A 19,012-nucleotide genomic window follows, 5' to 3' on the forward strand; every position below is an offset into this window, starting at 1 on the left:
TACAACGATTGTGGGAAGAGGTCGCGACAGTGGCTCGCCGTCAAGAAGCTGTACAACCGTACGCCGGGACTGTTACGACCGCTGATCCTATATCCGATTGCCGGCGCGAAGCGCCTGAATTACATCCGCAAGCGGTCGGCAAGACGCGAGCAAGGCGCCGCAGAAGCGAAAATCGCACGGGGCATGTCCTGGTGGTACGACACTCGTGACTGGATCGGCGGTTATCCCTACGAGTTCGCCTCGCCGGCCGCCATCGAAGAGTTTTTGACCGGACGCGGATTCAGCATGCGCGAATTAGTCGCGCGCAATGGCAAGGGCTGCAACGAGTTTCTGTTTGTCAATACCGGATTGGCCGGAGTGCGGGGAGAATAGCGCGGGCAGGCCGGAATCAACGCTGTGGTTGGTGGAAGGGGGCGCATGCGTACCATCGGCAAGTACCACTCGCCGCCACCAAACTCTCCCATGTCCGACGTGCTCGAGCTGGATGCCGCCATACTGTGCGGAGGACTGGGCACGCGGCTGCGCGGGGCGCTGCCGGGGCTGCCCAAAAGTCTCGCACCCATCGCCGGCGAGCCGTTTCTGGACCGGCTGCTGGAGCAGCTTGCGAGCGCCGGCTGCCGGCAGGTGGTGTTGTGCACCGGCTATAAATCAGAGGAGATTGAGAGGCAGTATGGGCGGGCGGCGGGCGGATGCGAGATTGTGTTTTCGCCGGAGCCGGCACCGCTGGGGACGGGCGGGGCGCTGGGGCTGGCGCGGAAGCTCTTGCGTACCGATCCGGTGCTGGTGATGAACGGGGACAGCATTGTGCCGGGACTGGATTTTGCGGCTTTGCGGCGGGCGGCAGTGGGCGCGGCGGGGGCGCTGGTGGTCGTAGCGGCGGACGGGAGGGGCGATACCGGGGCGATCACGCTCGATGCTACTGGACGGGTGCGGGGATTTGCGGAAAAACCGGCAGCGGGAGTGACGGGGTACCAAAGCGCCGGGGTGTACCTGCTGACGCGGCGGCTGCTGGGGGAGATTCCCGAGGGCGAGGCGTCGTCGCTGGAACGGGATTGGTTTCCGCGCTGGGTTGGGGCGGGGCTTGCCGGCTATTTGCACGCCGGAGCGCTTATCGATATTGGGACGCCGGAGCGGTGGCAGCGGGCGCAGGAGGAGTTGCGATGAGGCGCTGGCTGGTGACAGGCGGCTGCGGGTTTATCGGGTCGCATTTTGTGCGATTGCTGCTGCGCGAACGGCCGGAGGCGGCGGTGCTGAACCTCGATGCGCTGACTTATGCCGGCAGGCCGGAGAATGTGGCGGATTGCGCTGGCGACGCACGCTACCGGTTTGTGCGGGCCGACATTGCCGAGCACGCGGCGGTGGCGAGCGCGTTTGCGGAGTTTCAGCCCGAGGTGGTGGTGCATTTCGCGGCGGAGAGCCATGTGGACCGGAGCATCCTGAACGCCGACGCGTTTTTGCGCGCCAACGTGCTGGGGACGCAGGTGTTGCTCGAGGCGGCGCGGCGCGGGGTCGTAGGGCGGTTTGTGCAGGTGTCGAGCGATGAGGTCTACGGCAGCATCGCGGCGCCGGGGCGGGCGAGCGAAGAGGCGGCTCTGGCGCCGAACTCGCCGTATGCGGCCTCGAAGGCGGCGGCGGACCTGCTGGCACGCGCGGCCATGCAGACCTACGGGCTGGCGGTGGTCATCACGCGCGGAAGCAATACCTACGGACCGAATCAGTACCCGGAAAAGCTGATTCCGCTAGCGATCACGAACGCGCTGGCGGGGCAGGCGATTCCGCTCTATGGCGATGGCGGGCAGGCACGCAGCTGGCTGCATGTCGAAGACCACTGCCGGGGAGTGCTGGCGGCGGCGGAGCGGGGCACGCCGGGAGGAATCTACAACCTGGGGAGCGAGGAAGAGACGACCAACCGGGCGCTGCTAGGGGAGTTACTGAAGCTTATGGGGCTGCCGCGGGAGTTGATCCAGAGGGTGGCGGACCGGCCGGGGCATGACCGGCGTTATGCGCTGGATAGCGGGCGGGCGCGGCGGGAACTGGGGTGGCAACCACGCTGGTCACTGGCCGAAGGCCTGCCGCAAACCCTAGAATGGTATGGCACGCACGCGGACTGGGTAGCTGCGGCGCGCGCGCAGGACTTTGATGCCTACTACCGCCGCCAATACGGATCCGCGTCGTCTGCGCCCACTGCCGGGGGCTGAGGGCGGACTGCGGCTGGCGGTCTGTGCGCGGGCGCAGCGGGATGTTGGGGTGGTCATTGCCGCGCCTGGCGGCGAGGGGCTGATTGCGGGCGTCGCCATCACCGAAGGCAAGCTCTGGCCGGATGACCGCGGGTTTTTTACCGAGCTATTTCGGCTGCCGGGCGGGGCCGGCGTGACGCAAGTTTCTGCGGCGCTGAGTTATCCACAGGTGGTGAAGGGGGTTCACTACCATCGCGTACAAACGGATTGCTGGGCGCCGGTGCGGGGCGAGTTTCAACTGGCATTGTTTGACCTGAGGTGCGATTCGCCCACGTTTGGCGCGGTGAACACGCTGTTTGCGGGGGAGTGGCGGCCGTGGCGCATCCGAATTCCTCCCGGCGTGGGGCATGGGTACAAGGTGCTGGGCAGCGAGCCGGGACTGATGGTGTACGCCACGGACCGGTACTACGATCCGGAAGATGAGGGCCGGATTGCGTTTGACGACAGCGGACTGAACTACGCCTGGGAGACCCAATACCGGTGATGTGGCTCGCCACTTATTTCGGGACGCTCGCTTTCGCTCGCTACTCCGTGCTGCGCTTGCCGGCAAGGCACGCCCACAAGCACGCAGATCGTGTCCGGGGTACCGCGTGCGGGGGGTGATTCTGGCGGGGGGGCTGGGAACGCGGCTGTACCCGCTCACGAAGGTGACGAACAAGCACCTGCTGCCAGTGTATGACCGGCCGATGATTTTTTATCCGCTAAAGACTTTAGTGACGGCGGGGATTACCGAGATTCTGCTGGTGACCGGCGGGCAACACGCCGGGGACTTTCTGCGATTGCTGGAAAACGGGGAGGAATTTGGTTGCTCGCTACGATATGCTTATCAGCACGGAGAGGGAGGCATTGCGGCGGCGCTGCGATTGGCGCGGGAGTTTGCCGCAGGCGAGAAACTGGCAGTGATTCTGGGCGACAACCTGTTTGAGCGCGGAATTGGCGACGGCTGCCGGGCGTTTGCGGCGCAGGCACAGGGAGCACGGCTGCTGCTGAAGCAGGTGCCGGACCCGGAGCGGTTCGGGGTGGCGACGCTGGAAGGCGGCCGCATCACGGGCATTGAGGAAAAGCCGGCGGCGGCGCGCTCGGACTGGGCGGTAACGGGCTGCTACTTTTACGACGGCACGGTGTTCGACAAGATTGACCGCTGCCGACCGTCGGGGCGGCAGGAACTGGAAATTACCGACGTGAATAACTTGTATCTGCAGGAAGGCACGCTGGAGCACTCCACGGTTGAGGGCTGGTGGACCGACGCGGGGACGTTTGCGTCGCTGCATCGGGCCTCGGCGCTGATCGAGGAGGCGTCGCGACGGTAAGGAGGCGATAGGGAGATGTCTGCCGCTGCCCCCCAAGTGGCGCCCGAGGCAAGCCGGCCGGCGCGGCCGAGGCGGAGCCGTGCGGCGGTGTGGATGCGGGTGGGGGGACAGATCCTCACGCCGGCGATTGTGTTTGGCAGTTTATGGCTGTCGGTGCAGCTGCGCGGGCTGGAATTTGGGCGCGGCTACGAGGCACTGGGGATTATTGCCTGCCTGGTATGCGTGCTGGTGTTTCAGGGGTTCGGCATCAGCCACGCGCGCTGGCGCACCGGGAGCCTGATGGATCTGGGGTCGCTGTCGCTGGCGTGGATCGTCTCCATCGCGATGTTGCTGGCGCTGGGCTACCTGACCAAGACCACCGATCAGTATTCGCGTATTGCGCTGACGACGTGGTTCGTGCTGGGGCTATTGCTGCTGTGCCTGCTGCACTTGTTGTTGTGGTCGTACTTTGGCTGGCTGCGGGAGCGCGGCATCGGGGCGGTTTCGGCGGTGATCGGGCCGCCGACGTCGGCGGCGCAGCGGCTGGCGGCGACGTTTCAGGCGGATGCGAGTCTGGGAGTGCAGCTTTGCGGCTATTTTGGGGAGCTCGGCCAGTGTGGAATCGAGGGCCTGCCGCGGCTGGGCGCGCTGCATGATCTGGCGGCCTACGTGCGGCTCAAGGGAGTCGATGCGGCCTATTTGTCGCTGGAACACTCCGGGGCGCAGCTACCGGATCTGATGCAAGCGTTGCAGGGCGGACGCACGTCGGTATTTCTGATCCCCAATGTCTTTGCGTTTGATTTGCTGCAATCCGAACTGCAGAGCGTGAACGGCATCCCGGTGCTGGCGGTGGGCGGCGCGGAGATGAGTCCGCTGGGAGGCGCCGTCAAGCGACTTATGGATCTGACGCTCTCCGGGCTGGCGCTGTTGGTGCTGTCGCCGCTGCTGTTGGTGATCGCGGCGGCGATCAAGCTGGACTCGCCCGGGCCCGTAATCTTCCGGCAGCGGCGCTACGGCATACACAGCGAAGAAATTGAGGTGTGGAAGTTCCGCTCGATGCGGACACTGGATAACGACCGGGGGGCGATCGCGCAAGCGGTGCGCGGCGACTGGCGGGTTACGCGCGTGGGCGCCTGGCTGCGGAAGACATCGCTGGATGAACTGCCGCAGTTTTGGAATGTGTTGCGCGGCGCCATGTCGCTGGTGGGCCCGCGGCCACACGCGGTAGCGCACAACGAGCTCTATCGGGACAAGCTGCGGGGATACATGCTGCGCCATCGGGCGCGGCCGGGCATGACCGGCTGGGCGCAGGTTAACGGCTGCCGGGGCGAGACCGACACGATCGAGAAGATGCAGCGGCGGCTGGATTATGATTTGGAGTACATCCGGCGGTGGTCGCCGGTGCTGGATGTGTGGATTTTGCTGCGCACGATCCCGGCGCTGCTGCTGAACCGCGATGTCTACTGAAGAACTGTTTCGCTCGAATTTTGCCGGATCGCAGGCGGTGGCGCAGGCCACGCTGGGGGCGTGCGGCGGGGCGCTGACGCGCGCGGCGGACGTGCTGGTCGCTTGCTACCGCGCGGGCGGGAAGGCGCTGTTTTGCGGCAACGGAGGGAGCGCGGCACAGGCGCAGCATCTGGCGGCGGAGTTTGTGGGGCGGTATTTGCGGGAGCGGCGGCCGCTGGCGGCGCTGGCGCTGCACAGCAACAGCTCGACGTTGACAGCGATTGGGAACGACTACGGCTACGAGCAGAGTTTTGCGCGGCCGGTGGAGGCGTTTGCGCGACGGGGTGACGTGATTGTGGGGCTGAGCACGTCGGGCAATTCACCGAATGTGGTGGAGGCGCTGCGGCGGGGGCGCGAATTGGACTGCACGGCGATTGCGCTGACGGGCGAGGGTGGCGGGAAGATGGCGGCGGAGGCAGACATTTTGATTGCGGTGCCGAGCCGGGAGACGCCGCGGATTCAGGAGTGCCATCTGCTGATTGGGCACTGCCTGTGCCAGGCGGTGGAAGAGGCGCTGTTTGGGCGCTGAATTTGCCGTCGTCGGCTCGCGGGGGCAGTTGGGGCAGGAGTTTCTGCGGGTGCTGGGGCGGCGGGCGGTGGGGCTGGAGCGTCGGCAGCTTGACGTTGCTGATGCCGAGGCGTGCGCGCGGGTGCTGGGGGAGCTAGGGCCGCGGGTGGTGATCAACTGCGCGGCGTTCAACCAGGTGGATTGGGCGGAGACGCGGCACGCGGCGGCGCTGGCAGCGAATGCCGAGGGGCCGGGACACTTGGCGGCGTTGGCGGCGGCGCGGGGTTTCCGATTGGTGCATTTCAGCACCGATTACGTATTTGGCGGGGATGGGTTGACGCGGCCGCGGACGGAAAATGATGCGCCCGCGCCGGTGAATTTTTACGGCTACAGCAAGCTGCTGGGCGAGGAGGCGGTGCTGCGGACGTGTCCCAGCGCGCTGGTGCTGCGGGTGGCGCATTTGTACGGTGGGCGGTCGCGGTCGCCGGGACGCGCCAGTTTGGTGGAGAGATTCGTGGAGCGGGCGCGGGCGGGCGAGGCGATTGCGGTGACGCGCGGGCAGTGGTTGAATCCGACTTCGGTGCGCGACATTGTGGCGGCGACACTGCGGCTGCTGCCCATGGGCGCGCACGGGCTGTTTCACCTGACCGGCGAAGGCGCCTGCGAGGCGGATACGTTCGCGCGGGAAGTGTGCCGGCGGGCGGGGCTGCGGCCGAAGCTGCGCTACGTCACGCACGATGAGCGGCCGGCGCGGCGAGCGGCGCACACGGTGCTGGCCAACGCGCGCTGGGCGGCGCTGGGGCTGGGGCCGCTGCCGGACTGGCGCACATCGCTTGCAGGCGGCGACGCAGCGCGCTAAGCGAGCCGCTGGAACGCGACTTGACGATAGAGCGGCGTCGACCCGAGAAGCGAGAAGCCGGCTCCGGTCCTGGCCACGAACTCGCTGAAGGCACGGAATTCGTGCTGGGGGCTGGAGAATTCATCCAGGTAGACATAGGTTCCCGGCTTGATCCAGGGATGCAGGACTCCGAGGATCAGCGCGGTGGAGGAGTACAGATCCGCATCGAGGTTGAGAACCAGCACGTCGTGAACGGGCGGCTCATACTGGGGCAGGGTGTCCTGGAACCGGCCCTTGAAAAACTTGACGCGCGGGTCGTCGACCTGCGGGATTTTGCCGTCCTGCGAGAAGGTTCCCTTCGGCATTGTTCCCCATTTTTCTGGCAGGCCTTCGAAGCTATCGAAGCCGTGCAAGTTGCTCGCCGGATTTCTGAGGAGGCGTGACCAGTAGCGCGTTGCGGCGCCTGCGGCCACGCCAAATTCCAAATACAGCACGTTCTGGTCGCGGACCGATTGGCCGATCTGTTCCCAGAGATCCTCCCTGACCTTCGCACCGTGCCCGGGGCCGAAATTGTTTTCACGTAACCAGCGGCCGACCTCCAAGTAACCAGTCACGTTTTGCAACTTGCGGGCAAAGCCGCCGGGGAGCCAGCGGCCGGTATGAATGAGTGAGCCGCGAAGGGGATCCAGCGGTGGCACGTCCACAAGACTAGCGGAAGCGCCCACGGAATAAATACCCCGCCGATGGGGGGGCCCGGGGCCGCGTCAGGCGGCGATGCGGTAGCTGCGGCGGAGGGGCTCGGCGGCGGGGACGAAGACGTCTTCGCTGGCGAGGACCAGCTCGCTGCCCTGGGCGGGAAACGAGAAGGGGACGTGCATGAGCGGCGCCATGCGCTCGTGGAACGCGGCGGCGCGTTCAGGCGGGACGAAGAAAAGGAAAAAACCGCCGCCACCGGCGCCGAGGAGCTTGCCGCCGAGGGCGCCGGCAGCACGGGCGCGGTCGTAGATGGCGTCCATGTCAGGGTTAGAGATGCGGTTGCTGAGGCGGCGCTTGCACATCCAGGCCTGATGCAGCAGGGCGCCGAATTCGGCCAGCGGCGCGTCGCCGCTGAGGAGGCGCTCGCCTTCCTCAACCATGGCCTGCATGGCCTGCAGCTCGGCGGTGCGGGCGGGAATGTTGGCGATCTGCTCGCCAGCAATCTCGGAGGCGGTGCGGGCGAAGCCGGTGAAGTAGAGGTGCAGATGCGCGCGCAGCGCGGCGAGGCGCTCGGGCGGGACGGCGACGGGCTCGAGCTGGAAGCGGCCGTCGGGATGGAAGCGAATCAACTGCAGGCCGCCGAAGGCGGCGGCGATCTGATCCTGAGCGCCGACGTTTTCGCCCAGCTCCTGCTGCTCGATGCGGATGGCGGCCCGCGCCAGCGCGGCGGGCTCGCGCGGCTGCTGGCAGAGGGCGTTGAGGGCGTGCAGCAGGCCGACGACGAAGGTGGAGCTGGTGCCGAGGCCGGTGCGCGCGGGCAGGTCGGCATCATGGTGGATTTCAACCCCGTCGGTGATGCCGAGCGAGCGCAGGCAGGCGCGCACGGCGGGGTGCTCGATGCGGGCGTTGTCGGGCACGTTTTCCACGCGGGTGTAGATAATCCGACTGTGGTGCTCGAAAAACGGCGGCAGGTAGCGGCAGGTGATGTAGCAGTACTTGTCGATCGCCGTGGTCAACACCGCGCCGCCGTGCTCGCGGTACCAGGCCGGATAGTCCGTGCCCCCGCCGAAAAAGGAAATGCGGAAGGGGGTGCGGGTGACGATCATGACAGACTCCTTCGGGCGGTCGTGAATGTGCTCTGAGCAGAGATGGCGGCCAGCTCGGATTGGGGCAGCCTGTCGAAATGGGGAATCTGCGGGACGGCAGTCAGCTTGTCAGCGCACGGGCAAGCGGAGATGTTGATAATGCCAGACTAAGATTTTGGTTGACAGCAACATACTCATCTTGTAGGCTGTGGGAGGCAGGCAAATCATGGCAAAGATTATCGGAATTGACCTTGGCACCACCAACAGCGTGGTTGCCGTCATGGAAAACGGCGAACCCAAAGTGATCGCCAACGCCGAAGGCGGGCGGACGACGCCGTCGGTGGTGGCGTTCACCAAGAATGGCGAGCGGCTGGTGGGCCAGGTGGCCAAGCGGCAGGCGATTACCAACCCGGATGGGACGGTGTATTCGATCAAGCGCTTCATGGGGCGGCGCTACAACGAAGTCAGCGAAGAGATGAAGATGGTGCCCTACAAGGTGGTGCAGCAGGGCGACCACGTGGCGGTGGAGGTGCAGGGGAAGACGTATACGCCGCCGGAGATTTCGGCGTTCATTCTGCAGAAGCTGAAACAGGCGGCGGACGATTACCTGGGCGAAAAAGTTACCGAAGCGGTGATCACCGTGCCGGCGTACTTTAACGACGCGCAGCGGCAGGCGACGAAGGACGCGGGGCGGATTGCGGGCCTGGACGTCAAGCGCATTGTGAACGAGCCGACGGCGGCGGCGCTGGCGTATGGCCTCGACAAGCAGAAGGAAGAGACCATCGCCATTTATGACTTTGGCGGCGGAACGTTCGACATTTCAATTCTGGAAGTGGGCGAGGGCGTGGTCGAGGTGAAATCGACCAACGGGGACACGCACCTGGGCGGCGACAACATCGACCAGCGGCTGGTGGACTGGCTGGTGGACGACTTCAAGAAAGACGAAGGCATCGACCTGCGCGGGCGCGGCAACGAGATGGCGCTGCAGCGGCTGAAGGACGCGGCGGAGAAGGCCAAGATGGAGCTGTCGACGACGATGGAGACGGAGATCAACCTGCCCTTCATCACCGCCGACGCCAGCGGGCCGAAACACCTGCTGAAAAAGCTGTCACGCTCGCAGTTTGAGCGCATGGTGGAAGAGATTTTGCAGCGCTCGGTGGCGCCCTGCCAGCAGGCGCTCAAAGACGCCGGCCTCACCGCGGACAAGATCAACGAAGTGGTGCTGGTGGGCGGCTCGACGCGCATTCCGCGGGTGCAGCAGATCGTGAAGGACCTGTTCCACAAGGAGCCGCACAAGGGCGTGAATCCGGACGAAGTGGTGGCGGTGGGGGCGGCGGTGCAGGCGGGCGTGCTGGCGGGCGAGGTGAAAGACCTGCTGCTGCTGGACGTGACGCCGCTGTCGCTGGGCATCGAGACTCTGGGCGGGGTGAACACGGTGCTGATCCAGCGCAACACCACGATTCCGACGCGGAAGAGCGAGACGTTTTCGACCGCGGCCGACAACCAGACGTCGGTTGAGGTACACGTGCTGCAAGGCGAGCGGCCGATGGCGGCGCAGAACCGGACGCTGGGGAAGTTCCATCTGGTGGGTCTGCCGGCGGCGCCGCGCGGGATTCCGCAAATTGAGGTGACGTTCGACATTGACGCCAACGGCATCGTGAACGTGAGCGCCAAGGATCTGGGCACGAGCAAGGAGCAGAAGATCACCATCACCAGCTCCAGCGGCTTGTCGAAGGACGAGATCGACCGCATGACCAAGGAGGCCGAGGCGCACTCGGACGAGGACAAGCAGCGGCGCGAAGAGGTGGAGGCGCGCAATCAGCTCGACAGCCTGGTGTACAACACCGACAAGATGCTGAAGGAGAACCGGGAGAAGGTTCCGGCGAGCGATGCGCAGGCGGTGGACGCGGCGCTGGCGGACGGGCGCAAGGCCCTGGAAGGCGGCGATACGGCGGCGATGGTGGCGGCCAAGGATGCGCTGACCGCGGCCACGCACAAGCTGGCGGAGGCGCTGTACAAGAACGCCAGCGCGCAGCCGGGCGGGCAGGCGCCGCCGAGCGAGCCGGAGCCGGGCGCGGGCGCGGCGCCGGGTACGGGCAATGGCGAGGCGAAGCCGGGGGACGTGATCGACGCCGAATATGTGGATGCCGACGGCGACGGCAAGAAGGGCTAACATTCCCTTAACGTGCCCACGGCCACCAAAGACTACTACGCCGTATTAGGAATCAAGCGGGGCGCCACGGCGGACGAGATCCGCAAGGCGTACCGGCGGCTGGCGCGCAAGCTGCACCCGGACGTCAACCCGGGCAACAAGACGGCGGAAGACCGCTTTAAGCAGGTACAGGAAGCCTACGACATCCTGAGCGACGCGAAGAAGCGGGATTTTTTCGACAAAACCGGTTTCTACAACGACCAGGCGTTTCAGCAGGGCGCGGACGTGTTTACGGGCGCGGCGCAGGGCGCGGCGGCCGGCGGTGCGCGCGGAGAAGGACGCTGGACGGGAGCGCCGCCGCCGGGATTTGATTTTTCCGGCTTCGATTTCTCGGGCTTTGAGCCGGGGGCGGCGGGCGCGGGGCGCAAGACGGCGGGCGGAGGGTCGTTCCGCGATATTTTTTCGAGCATCTTCAACCGCCAGGGCGCGCCCGCGGAGACGACCGGGAGCGATCTGGAGTATCAGGTGACGGTCGGGTTCTGGGATGCGATCCGGGGCTCGGTGCTGCGGCTGAATGTGCCGCGCCAGGACCGCTGCCCGCAGTGCAACGGCACGGGCACGGGCGGACGCGGGGGAGTGTGTCCGGAGTGCGGCGGTAAGGGGCAGGTTTCGCAGACCGTCAATGGGATGAAGTTCAACCTGCGCTGCGGCACCTGCGGCGGAACGGGCAAGGCGGGCGCGGCTTGTCCGCGCTGTCACGGCCAGGGCAGGGTGCAGCAGACCGAATCGCTGCAGGTGCAACTCAAGCCGGGCACGCGCGAAGGGGCGCGGCTGCGGATCCCGGGCAAGGGCAATTGGGGATCGGAAGGCAGCGGCGATCTGTACGTGATCGTGCGCATCAAGCCGCATGCGCTGTTCCAGCGGCAGGCGGACGACATTTACGTGAAGGTGCCGATCAGCATTACGGAGGCGGCGCTGGGGGCCAAGATCGGCGTGCCCACGATCGAGGGCAAGGCGCTGCTGAATATTCCGGCGGGGACGCAGTCGGGGCAGAAGTTCCGGATGCGCGAGCGCGGCGTCGCCAACGCGCAGCACGGCGAGGTGCGCGGGGATGAATACGTGGAAGTGCAGGTGGTGGTGCCGCACCTGCGCGACGAGCAGAGCCGCGAGCTGCTGCGCGAGTTCGCGCGGCTCAATCCCGAAGACGCGCGCGAGGCGGTTCTGAAGCAGGCGCAAGGGTAGGGGGCAGGATGGTCCGCAAAAAAGGCCGCGCTGCGTACATGATTTCCGCTGTCGCCGAGCAGTACGGCGTGCATCCGCAGACACTGCGGCTGTACGAGCGCGAAGGGCTGCTGAAGCCGTCACGCACGGAAGGCAACACGCGGCTGTACACGGAGGAGGACCTGCAGCGGCTGGAGGTGATTCTGTCGCTGACGCGCGACATGGGGGTGAATCTGGCGGGGGTTGAGGTGATCCTGAATCTGCGCGAGCGCATGCAGCAGATGCAGCAGCAGATGCAGGAGTTCGTGGACTTTGTGCAGCACGATCTGGTGAACCGCGGGATGGGTCTCGGCGGGACGAGCGAGGCGCTGGTGCCGGTGCGGCAGGGGCCGGGAGGCAGGGGTCAGGGGTCAGGGGCCAGGGGCCAGGGCCGCTAGGGCGGGTACATCATGGCGGTGCGGTCCAAGCCGTATGGGTTGAGCGTGCCGGTTGCCTTGCCGGAGCAGGGGACGGCGTGGGAGCGGGCGCAGCACTGGCTGGCGATTGGCGGCCCGATCGGACTGATTCCCTGGGTGCCGGCGACGATTGCCTCCGCCATCGTTGCGGCGGTGTGCTGGTGGCGGCCGCCGGCGTGGGCATTTATCGTGCCCGCCGTCATCGTGCTGTTCATCGCCGGCGGGTTTGCGGGGACGACGTCGGAGCGATTGCTGGGCGTCGAAGACCCGCGCAATGTGGTGCTCGACGAAATTGCCGGGCAGTTGCTGACGTTCGTCTTTGTACTGCCGACCAGCGCCGCGGCGGCGATTGCGGGCTTCGTGCTGTTCCGCATCTTCGATGTCATCAAGCCGCCGCCGGCACGCGCGGCCGAGCGGCTGCGCGGCGGCTGGGGGATCATGGCCGACGATCTGGTCGGGGGGCTGTATGCGGCGGTGATTCTGTGGCTGCTGGCGCGGGTGTTGCGCTAGGGTGGGAGCCGCGAGGCGGGCTATCGATCTGGGCTATCCGCCATCAGCGGCCAGCCATCAGCTCGACTGGTGCGGCGCCCGGCTCCTGGTCATGCGCGGGCCGCAGGCGTAAACAGGACGCGGCTGCTGAGGGGGATTTCGCGCAGCTTGGCTACCTGCCAGCCGGATTGCGACGCGAGCGCGGCGAAGGCGGAGGCGGTGCGGGGATGGGTGGCGGCGCCGCGGTCCTGCCGCAGCTTGCGCGAGAGGTCGTCGTCGCTGGTGAAGGTGCCGGCGACGGCAAGCACATTGCCGGCGCGCGCCAGCACCGCCAGATTCGCCGCGATCGTGGCATCGTCGCCGTACTCGAATAAGCCGCCTTCGGAGGAGGCAACCGTGATCGTGGCCGACGCGCGGGCTGACAAGGCTGATTGCAGCGATGCCGTGTCGCGCCAGTCGTAGGGGATGTGGCGAAACGAAATGGCCAGACCGGCGAGGGGTGCACCTGGCGCGCAGAGCGCGGCGAGGGCCGCGCGGCCGAAGGCGGGGCCGGCGTCGTCCTGATCGAAGACGTCGATGGCGATCGGGCGGTGCTCGAGTAGTGCGGGCGCGTGCTGGTGGAGGAGCAGAAGCGCATTCCAGGTGTCGGCGGCCGGGCCGCCGGCGATGTCCACAAACTGGAGCGGAGCCTGCGGGTTGGCCGCCAGCACCGGGCCGAGAACATCCGCCAGGTAGTGCGCCATATCGTGCAGGCGCAGTCGCATGGCGAGGAGCGACGGCCCCTGTGCGAAGTGACGGTCGAGGGGCTGGGCGTAGGTGGCGCCGAGCATGTCGGGACCGAGCTTCATGAGGTAGGTGCTCGTGCCGCTGACGAATGAGTTGCGCGACTCGAGCAAGCAGCGGCCCACGAGCGAGCGGCGCATCATGCGCTGGAACAGCAGGGAGCGCAGAAACCGGGGCAGGCGGCGAAAGGGACTGCGCTCGAGGAAGCGGGTAAAGCGCTCCTGCAGCTCGGCGTCGCTGAGGGCCGGTTCGGCGAAGGCGGGATGAGTGATGTCGATGACCGGCAGCTCGAGGCCGTCGGGCGTGAGTGCGTAGCAGACGCCAAGTTTCTTGTTGGCTTCGAGGCGCGCGGGGGCGGGCGGCGGCGTCACGGCTTCAGCCGCAGGCGCGCCAGATGGATTTCAACTGCTTTCGCGCTCACCGAGAATTGCTTGCTGAGCGGTTCGGCCGCATAAGAGTTGAAGGTGGGCGCGTCGACGCCTGCGCCGAGCCCCGCCGCGTGCTTAACCTGGGTTGAGTACGCAGCCTCGATTGCTTTGGGCGGCATGAGCACGCAGCCTGCGAAGTTGTTGGCGTCTGCTTCCCACGCGTCCAGGCTCTGCGTGGGCAAAGCCGCCAAAAACGCGCGGTACTCTTCGATCGACGACATGCGCTTTTCTGCGTAGACGTCCGCATGCAGCACGCGGTGCCCGATTTCGTGCGCCAGGGTAAAGCGATAGCGCTCCGAGTAGGTGCTCATCATGTAGTCATCTACATAAATTGCGGAAAAATCGCTCGCCAGAAACCCGTCCACGTAGGCAAGCATTGCTTAGCTGCTGCGAATCTTCTCGATCAGCGCATCCATGTGCTTGCCGTCCAGACCGTTGTTGCGAATGGTCCGGAACAGAAGCGGCAACCGGGCCACCACTTCCTCCTCTGAGGTCATATACGCAGGCATCGTACCAGCCCCGGCTGCCGCCAGGTCGAAGAACTCGTACCACTCCGGCGAGGCCTCTTTCAACCGAAGATCGGCTGCGTACTGCTCCAGCTTCGCCCGCGCGTCAGGCGGCGGCAGCAGCCCGCGCTCCAGTTTGCTGATATTGCCAGGATCGTAGCCATGCTGCACACAGAATTCGCGCAACCCCTCGCCGTTGCGCAGACGGCACTCTTTGAAAAAGCTGCCAAAGCTCTTCATGGCTGTCCCCCTCCCTTCTCCGGGGCCTCCGTTGTATTAGTATACAACGCGCGTACCACGGTGCGACCTAGTTCCCGCTTGACGTTAGTTATTCAGCGAGGCGAGCGAACTGCTCGCCGGTGGGTTCGGCTCAACAGAACCAGGGTTCGTCGAGGTAGGGGATGGTCGCGCGAACGGGCGCCGCGGCGGGGAGATGCACGCCGCCGACCAGGTTGGCGATTGCGGCGAAGATTTCGGGGCGGGGGCGCTGGGTTTTGGTGGCGTGGGCAACCGTGTCTTGCACAGCGGAGCAGAGATCGTCGGCGGTGGGGTCGAGCGGGCGCCAGAGGTAGCTGAGGGCGGCGGGGTCGAAGTCGCCGAGCCATTCGGCGGCGCCGGGCAGGTTGAGCATCAGCGAGCCTTGGGGGATCAACAGGCGGATGCCGAACTGGACGGGGGCGATCTGGGTGACGAGATCATGCGCGGCGAGGGCGTCGAGCATGGCGCGGAAGCTGGCGGGCGTCGTCCAGGGGGTGAAGCTGACGAAGGTGGGGTTGAGCGGGAGGCCGAGGCTGCGCGTCAGCTCCAGGGCGCGGAAGAAGTCGGCGGCGGTGTGGCCTTTGTCGAGCCGGGCGAGAACGGCGTCGTCAAACGACTCGACGGCGGTGGTGATGAGGGCGCAGCCGGCGTCGCGCAGGCGCGGCAACAGCGCGGCGTGCTGGAGCAGGTGCTCAACCTTGATGGTGGCGTCGAAGCTGAGGGTAGGAAATTCGCGGTGGAGGGCGTCGACGATGCGCAGGGCGTGGGTGGGACCGTTGAGGAAATCGGGGTCGCCGAAGGTGATGTGCTGGGCGCCGGCGGCGACTTGCTGGCGGATATCGGCGAGCACCACATCGGGCGCGACGATGCGGAAGCGGCCCTGGTAAATCGGCACGATGGGGCAGTGGCGGCAGTGATGCTTGCAGCCGCGCGAGGCTTCGGTGTAGCCGGCGATGCGGCGCGCGCCATCGGGCAGGTGCAGATGCGCATATTCACTGAGGGGCGGCAGATCGCGGCGGTCGGGCACAGCAAAGGTCAGGCGCGCAAGGCCGGGCGCGGGTTCGGTGGCGCCGGCGGCCAAGTCGGCCTCGAACTCCGGTCCGAGGATGGTGTCCACGCCGGCATCGCGCAGTAGACTGGCGTTCATGGGCGCGTAAAGGCCGAAAGCGACGATGCGCGCACGGGACGCAAGCTGACGCAGGCGCGGCAGAAGAGCCAGCACGAGGCGCGTGGCGGTGTGCATGGGCAGGTAGAGGCCGACGAGGTCCGCGGCCGCGAGGGCGTGCTCGTCGAGCTGCTGGCGCGAGAGGTCGGCGCAGGTGACGTCCCAGCCGGCGCGGCGGAGCCAGGCGGCGGGCGAGGCCAGGCCGAAGGGCTGGCGCCCCATCTCGTAGGTCCCGATCAGTACTGCCCGCATAGTCTCATGATAGCGAGCTGCCATTTTGTGCCATGCTGAATGGTTCTAGGAGGGGCGATGCGGATTGCGGTGGTGACGGGGGCGGCGCAGGGGATTGGACGCACAACGGCGGAGGTGCTGGCGGAGCGGGGCTATGCGCTGGCGCTGTTTGACCTGCAAGGGTCGGAGGCGACGGCCAAGGCGGTGCGCGGGATGGGGACGCCGGAGCCGCCGCTCGATGTCCGCGGCGATGTCAGCGACGCGGGTGCGGTTGCCGCGCTGGCGGCGGCGGTGCAGCAGCGCTGGGGACGCGCGGATGTGCTGGTCAATAACGCCGGCATCAGCTTTATTGAGCCGGCCGAGGATCTGGACGCGGCGCGGGCGCGGAAGGTGCTGGAAGTGAACCTGCTGGGGCCGATGCTGCTGTCGCAGGCCTTCGGGCGGATGATGCTGGCAGCGGCGAGCGGCAGCATCATCAACGTCGCCTCGGTCGCCGGGCTTAAGGGGATCGCGGACCGCAGCGTGTACAACGCCACCAAGCACGGCCTGATTGGCTATACGCGGACGCTGGCGGTGGAGTGGGGCGGGCGCGGCGTGCGCGTCAATGCGGTCTGCCCGGGATGGGTCAAGACGGACATGGACGACACGGCGCAGGCGTCGGGACTGTATTCCGACAGCGACATCACCAACCACGTGCCCATGGGCCGCTTCGCGCTGCCGGAAGACGTCGCGCGCGCGATCGCGTTTCTGGCTGACCCGGTGGAGAGCAGCTTCATCAATGGCGTGGCGCTGCCGGTGGACGGCGGATGGACGGCGGATGGAAGCTGGCAGAAGTTGCGCCTGTCGAAGCGGTAGCGAGTTTCGTGGCACAGCCACCTTTTGCTGGAGCCGCCCTCCCACTGCCACCCCAAGCCGCCTGCGGCTTGGGGGCCCAGGCGCTGGTCGGGCTGTGGCTGGGCTTCGCTCCCCGGCAAACGCCCGCAGGTGCTCATGGCGTCTCCAAGTTGCCGCGAATTGACTGGCGCGGGGCCTGGCGTGGCTGCGGCCACCGCGTTCAGCGGACGCGCTGGGAGGCGCGAATCTCTCGTTGTAGGATGGCGGTCACAAACTCTGAGAGCGTGACGCCGCTAGCGGTGGCCTGAGCGGCGAGGAGGTCCCAAACCTCCTTGTCGACGGAAATCGGCAAGAGCACACGTTTTTCCGCGGGGATGTAGTGCAGCCCGCGCGTGCCACGGCGGAAGTCGATCTCGCCTGGCATTTCGCCGGCATGCTCGGATTTTCCCTGGCTCATAAGCGCTCTTCGTACTGTTCGCGTTCGGCTCGGCTCGCCCGCCGAGCCGATATCAGTCTAATCCTAATTATCGCCGGCTCTTGCGCCGTCCAGGAGTAGGCGACGGCGAGGAGCGCGCCGTTGCGGGCCATGCCGAGGGAAAACCACCGCTCCTCGGTCGCGCTGTGCTCGAGATCTGCGGTGGTCAAAAGATGGGGGTCGTGAAAAATGGAAGCGGCCATAGCGAGTGAAACGCCGTGCTTGCGGCGGTTGCGGGCCGCTTTCGCCTCGTCCCACTCGAATGTAAACGTCTGCACCGGCATGCCTGGCTATGCACGGGTTAGCGGCGCCGGTCGAAGTGGGGAAGGATGAGCATGGCGAGGAAGAGGAGGGCGAGGACGTAGAGGCCGACTTCGGGGTGGACGCCGACGGAGGATTGTAACTGGGGCGGAAGTTTGAGCGAGAGGCCACGGAGAAGGCCGGATAGGCCGTGCTGGAGGTGGGCGAGGAGGCGGGTGATTTCGGCCTGGGCGGCGCGGGTGAGGAGCCAGCTTACGACGATGGCGTAGGCGCAGGAGAGCAGGCCGATTAGGGCGTCGAGCCAATAGAGCCAGCCGAGGCGCAGGGCGAGCCAGAGAAAGCTAAGAAGGGCGCAAAGACCGGCGATCACAGCGGCGGTTGGAATCAGAGCTGCCAGGGTGATGGCGCGTTCGAGACGTGGAGAGGGTTGACCGCCTCCGAACTCACGATTGAGCTGCTGCGCCTGGTGGATGATTTCGCGCAGGGAGGGGCGGCCGGGCCGGCGCGGTGCGGTGGCAAGATGCACGGCCTCTGTGGCGAGCTGGGCGACGGTCCACTTACGCGGGGTGGTGAGGGGCGATTGGGCGGTGAGCGCGGGCAAAAAGATGATCGCCAGAAGCGCGAGGATTGACGCAGACCATTGACTGGCGTGGCGCAGAGCCCTCATAGGGCCATAGGATAAAGCCTAACTGCTCCTTTGGAGATTGCGGAGCTTGATCACTTCGGTGCGGGTGCGATCGAGCACGGCCATGGCTTCCTGGAGTTTGCGCTCGGCATCCTGACGGCGCTGGATGGAATAGACGTGGCGCGCGAGCTCGATTTGCAGCGCTTCCACTTTCCGGTAGGCAGACCGGTAGGCACGTTCCTGAGGTGATTCCACGCTGAAGCTCTCCCGGTGGCACAGCCACCTCTTGTTGGTGAATTGGATGCAGAAATCTCCATTTGGGACAGCCGCTAGACTAATGGGATGAGTGATCGGATTCGGCTCAGCCTATGGTTCGAGAGCCAGACGAAGGCACAAATGCTGCCGCGGCTGGCGCTGGCGGCGGAAACGCTGCCGCAGGAGGCCGTCGAGCGCGGGGTGCAGCAGTTTGCCGTCACCGCGATGGACTGGAACGAAGCACCGTTAGTCGATGAACGAGCCCAGCCGGGCGTGGTGATAAGCGAGGCGCTGGAGGCGATGCGCGAATTTGCGCAAGACGATTGCGCCTGCGAAATCGAGATGATGTGGTCGTTATGGACATATGGTGGGGGCAAATGGAACCAAAGCCCGCAGGCGCTGCGTCTGACCAGTATGGGCGCCGCATTCGGAGACGCGAACCTACGGGATGACGGGGATTTAACTGTCGATTTCGGCATGGACGAGGCTTTTCTCGCCGAGCTGGCGCCTTGGAACCGCGAAACCCGACAACACTTGCAGGCCAACATTGTGCAGTTGCTGGTCTACTGCCGGCGGCTGGAAGAAATGCTCAAGCCGATGCAACGGCGGTTGTGGTCAGAGGATGAAGAGGGCGACTGGACGGAAAAGCTGAAGCAGCGGTTGGAGATGGCCTCGTCGGAAGCCGGAGAAGGGTCGGAAAGGCTTGTCCAATAAG

At 66.1% G+C, this 19,012-nt stretch carries 23 protein-coding genes; 13 read left to right on the forward strand and 10 right to left on the reverse strand.

Going from position 1 to position 19,012, the window contains the following annotated elements:
• The first annotated feature begins 417 nt into the window (after positions 1–417).
• The 7 genes from EPN33_08095 (at position 418) to EPN33_08125 (ending at position 6,399) form a co-directional block, all read left to right on the forward strand.
• Positions 418–1,164 carry a hypothetical protein gene (locus EPN33_08095; protein ID TAN22221.1) on the forward strand — a complete coding sequence of 249 codons (747 nt, stop codon included), beginning with the start codon at positions 418–420 and terminating at the stop codon, positions 1,162–1,164.
• On the forward strand, positions 1,161–2,198 hold the full coding sequence (gene rfbB / locus EPN33_08100; GenBank protein ID TAN22222.1) for a dTDP-glucose 4,6-dehydratase: 1,038 nt from the start codon (positions 1,161–1,163) through the stop codon (positions 2,196–2,198). The genes EPN33_08095 and rfbB overlap by 4 nt, the downstream gene beginning before the upstream one ends.
• Entirely contained in the window at positions 2,140–2,721 is a 582-nt protein-coding gene (locus EPN33_08105; protein ID TAN22223.1) for a dTDP-4-dehydrorhamnose 3,5-epimerase, read from the forward strand. Before rfbB ends, EPN33_08105 begins: the two co-directional genes overlap by 59 nt.
• 106 nt (positions 2,722–2,827) lie before the next feature.
• Positions 2,828–3,547, forward strand: coding sequence for a spore coat protein (locus EPN33_08110; protein ID TAN22224.1), 720 nt, complete (start codon positions 2,828–2,830; stop codon positions 3,545–3,547).
• 15 nt (positions 3,548–3,562) lie between these two features.
• A complete protein-coding gene (locus tag EPN33_08115) occupies positions 3,563–4,993 on the forward strand; it encodes an undecaprenyl-phosphate glucose phosphotransferase (protein ID TAN22225.1) in 1,431 nt (476 codons plus the stop codon).
• Positions 4,983–5,561 (forward strand): SIS domain-containing protein, encoded by a 579-nt coding sequence (locus tag EPN33_08120; protein ID TAN22226.1) that lies wholly within the window; start codon positions 4,983–4,985, stop codon positions 5,559–5,561. The genes EPN33_08115 and EPN33_08120 overlap by 11 nt, the downstream gene beginning before the upstream one ends.
• A complete protein-coding gene (locus EPN33_08125; GenBank protein ID TAN22227.1) occupies positions 5,512–6,399 on the forward strand; it encodes an NAD(P)-dependent oxidoreductase in 888 nt (295 codons plus the stop codon). Before EPN33_08120 ends, EPN33_08125 begins: the two co-directional genes overlap by 50 nt.
• On the opposite strand, the gene EPN33_08130 is transcribed toward EPN33_08125, so the two are convergent.
• On the reverse strand, positions 6,396–7,112 hold the full coding sequence (locus EPN33_08130; GenBank protein ID TAN22228.1) for a hypothetical protein: 717 nt from the start codon (positions 7,110–7,112) through the stop codon (positions 6,396–6,398). The genes EPN33_08125 and EPN33_08130 overlap by 4 nt on opposite strands.
• Before the next feature lie 30 nt (positions 7,113–7,142).
• The gene (locus EPN33_08135; protein ID TAN22229.1) at positions 7,143–8,180 is read right to left on the reverse strand and encodes a kinase; all 1,038 of its coding nucleotides are present in this window, start codon (positions 8,178–8,180) and stop codon (positions 7,143–7,145) included.
• 205 nt (positions 8,181–8,385) lie between these two features.
• On the opposite strand from EPN33_08135, the gene dnaK reads away from it, so the two are divergent.
• From dnaK to EPN33_08155, 4 genes are read left to right on the forward strand one after another with little or no spacing between them, the layout of a single operon-like run.
• The gene (dnaK, locus tag EPN33_08140) at positions 8,386–10,332 is read left to right on the forward strand and encodes a molecular chaperone DnaK (protein TAN22230.1); all 1,947 of its coding nucleotides are present in this window, start codon (positions 8,386–8,388) and stop codon (positions 10,330–10,332) included.
• Between the two features lie 12 nt (positions 10,333–10,344).
• Positions 10,345–11,553, forward strand: a complete 1,209-nt coding sequence (locus tag EPN33_08145; protein TAN22231.1) for a J domain-containing protein — start codon at positions 10,345–10,347, stop codon at positions 11,551–11,553.
• 8 nt (positions 11,554–11,561) lie between these two features.
• Complete coding sequence (locus EPN33_08150; protein TAN22232.1) at positions 11,562–11,969, forward strand: MerR family transcriptional regulator; 408 nt, start codon at positions 11,562–11,564, stop codon at positions 11,967–11,969.
• A gap of 12 nt (positions 11,970–11,981) precedes the next feature.
• Positions 11,982–12,497 (forward strand): phosphatidylglycerophosphatase A, encoded by a 516-nt coding sequence (locus tag EPN33_08155; GenBank protein TAN22233.1) that lies wholly within the window; start codon positions 11,982–11,984, stop codon positions 12,495–12,497.
• An 89-nt stretch (positions 12,498–12,586) separates the two neighbouring features.
• On the opposite strand, the gene EPN33_08160 is transcribed toward EPN33_08155, so the two are convergent.
• The 4 genes from EPN33_08160 to EPN33_08175 all read right to left on the reverse strand — a co-directional run bounded on the left by EPN33_08160 (position 12,587) and on the right by EPN33_08175 (position 15,868).
• Positions 12,587–13,630 (reverse strand): hypothetical protein, encoded by a 1,044-nt coding sequence (locus EPN33_08160; protein ID TAN22234.1) that lies wholly within the window; start codon positions 13,628–13,630, stop codon positions 12,587–12,589.
• A complete protein-coding gene (locus EPN33_08165; GenBank protein ID TAN22235.1) occupies positions 13,627–14,064 on the reverse strand; it encodes an ImmA/IrrE family metallo-endopeptidase in 438 nt (145 codons plus the stop codon). The genes EPN33_08160 and EPN33_08165 overlap by 4 nt, the downstream gene beginning before the upstream one ends.
• 3 nt (positions 14,065–14,067) lie before the next feature.
• Positions 14,068–14,433, reverse strand: coding sequence for a hypothetical protein (locus EPN33_08170; GenBank protein ID TAN22236.1), 366 nt, complete (start codon positions 14,431–14,433; stop codon positions 14,068–14,070).
• Positions 14,434–14,563: 130 nt separating this feature from the next.
• Positions 14,564–15,868: a radical SAM protein gene (locus tag EPN33_08175; GenBank protein ID TAN22237.1), complete on the reverse strand. Its 1,305-nt coding sequence runs from the start codon at positions 15,866–15,868 to the stop codon at positions 14,564–14,566.
• Between the two features lie 57 nt (positions 15,869–15,925).
• On the opposite strand from EPN33_08175, the gene EPN33_08180 reads away from it, so the two are divergent.
• Positions 15,926–16,702, forward strand: coding sequence for an SDR family oxidoreductase (locus EPN33_08180; protein TAN22238.1), 777 nt, complete (start codon positions 15,926–15,928; stop codon positions 16,700–16,702).
• 199 nt (positions 16,703–16,901) lie between these two features.
• Here EPN33_08180 and EPN33_08185 read toward each other — a convergent pair whose 3' ends face one another.
• From EPN33_08185 to EPN33_08200, 4 genes are read right to left on the reverse strand one after another with little or no spacing between them, the layout of a single operon-like run.
• The gene (locus EPN33_08185) at positions 16,902–17,138 is read right to left on the reverse strand and encodes a hypothetical protein (GenBank protein ID TAN22239.1); all 237 of its coding nucleotides are present in this window, start codon (positions 17,136–17,138) and stop codon (positions 16,902–16,904) included.
• Positions 17,135–17,440, reverse strand: coding sequence for a BrnT family toxin (locus EPN33_08190; protein ID TAN22240.1), 306 nt, complete (start codon positions 17,438–17,440; stop codon positions 17,135–17,137). Before EPN33_08190 ends, EPN33_08185 begins: the two co-directional genes overlap by 4 nt.
• Positions 17,441–17,457: 17 nt before the next feature.
• Positions 17,458–18,084 carry a hypothetical protein gene (locus EPN33_08195; protein ID TAN22241.1) on the reverse strand — a complete coding sequence of 209 codons (627 nt, stop codon included), beginning with the start codon at positions 18,082–18,084 and terminating at the stop codon, positions 17,458–17,460.
• Between the two features lie 18 nt (positions 18,085–18,102).
• Positions 18,103–18,297: a hypothetical protein gene (locus EPN33_08200; GenBank protein TAN22242.1), complete on the reverse strand. Its 195-nt coding sequence runs from the start codon at positions 18,295–18,297 to the stop codon at positions 18,103–18,105.
• Positions 18,298–18,384: 87 nt separating this feature from the next.
• Here EPN33_08200 and EPN33_08205 point away from each other — a divergent pair, with 87 nt between their 5' ends.
• The gene (locus EPN33_08205; protein TAN22243.1) at positions 18,385–19,011 is read left to right on the forward strand and encodes a hypothetical protein; all 627 of its coding nucleotides are present in this window, start codon (positions 18,385–18,387) and stop codon (positions 19,009–19,011) included.
• Position 19,012: the final 1 nt, after the last annotated feature.

It is taken from the genome of Acidobacteriota bacterium, assembly GCA_004299485.1.
Lineage (GTDB): Bacteria > Acidobacteriota > Terriglobia > Terriglobales > SCQP01 > SCQP01.

Excerpts from the sequence above, each read along its gene's own strand:
- rfbB (TAN22222.1), top strand. The coding sequence starts at position 1,161 with ATGAGGCGCTGGCTGGTGACAGGCGGCTGCGGGTTTATCGGGTCGCAT.
- EPN33_08150 (TAN22232.1), top strand. The coding sequence starts at position 11,562 with ATGGTCCGCAAAAAAGGCCGCGCTGCGTACATGATTTCCGCTGTCGCC.
- EPN33_08155 (TAN22233.1), top strand. The coding sequence starts at position 11,982 with ATGGCGGTGCGGTCCAAGCCGTATGGGTTGAGCGTGCCGGTTGCCTTG.
- EPN33_08095 (TAN22221.1), top strand. The coding sequence starts at position 418 with ATGCGTACCATCGGCAAGTACCACTCGCCGCCACCAAACTCTCCCATG.
- dnaK (TAN22230.1), top strand. The coding sequence starts at position 8,386 with ATGGCAAAGATTATCGGAATTGACCTTGGCACCACCAACAGCGTGGTT.
- EPN33_08120 (TAN22226.1), top strand. The coding sequence starts at position 4,983 with ATGTCTACTGAAGAACTGTTTCGCTCGAATTTTGCCGGATCGCAGGCG.
- EPN33_08135 (TAN22229.1), bottom strand. The coding sequence starts at position 8,180 with ATGATCGTCACCCGCACCCCCTTCCGCATTTCCTTTTTCGGCGGGGGC.
- EPN33_08105 (TAN22223.1), top strand. The coding sequence starts at position 2,140 with ATGCCTACTACCGCCGCCAATACGGATCCGCGTCGTCTGCGCCCACTG.
- EPN33_08180 (TAN22238.1), top strand. The coding sequence starts at position 15,926 with ATGCGGATTGCGGTGGTGACGGGGGCGGCGCAGGGGATTGGACGCACA.
- EPN33_08175 (TAN22237.1), bottom strand. The coding sequence starts at position 15,868 with ATGCGGGCAGTACTGATCGGGACCTACGAGATGGGGCGCCAGCCCTTC.
- EPN33_08115 (TAN22225.1), top strand. The coding sequence starts at position 3,563 with ATGTCTGCCGCTGCCCCCCAAGTGGCGCCCGAGGCAAGCCGGCCGGCG.
- EPN33_08195 (TAN22241.1), bottom strand. The coding sequence starts at position 18,084 with ATGAGGGCTCTGCGCCACGCCAGTCAATGGTCTGCGTCAATCCTCGCG.
- EPN33_08205 (TAN22243.1), top strand. The coding sequence starts at position 18,385 with ATGAGTGATCGGATTCGGCTCAGCCTATGGTTCGAGAGCCAGACGAAG.
- EPN33_08190 (TAN22240.1), bottom strand. The coding sequence starts at position 17,440 with ATGCCGGTGCAGACGTTTACATTCGAGTGGGACGAGGCGAAAGCGGCC.
- EPN33_08185 (TAN22239.1), bottom strand. The coding sequence starts at position 17,138 with ATGAGCCAGGGAAAATCCGAGCATGCCGGCGAAATGCCAGGCGAGATC.
- EPN33_08170 (TAN22236.1), bottom strand. The coding sequence starts at position 14,433 with ATGAAGAGCTTTGGCAGCTTTTTCAAAGAGTGCCGTCTGCGCAACGGC.
- EPN33_08165 (TAN22235.1), bottom strand. The coding sequence starts at position 14,064 with ATGCTTGCCTACGTGGACGGGTTTCTGGCGAGCGATTTTTCCGCAATT.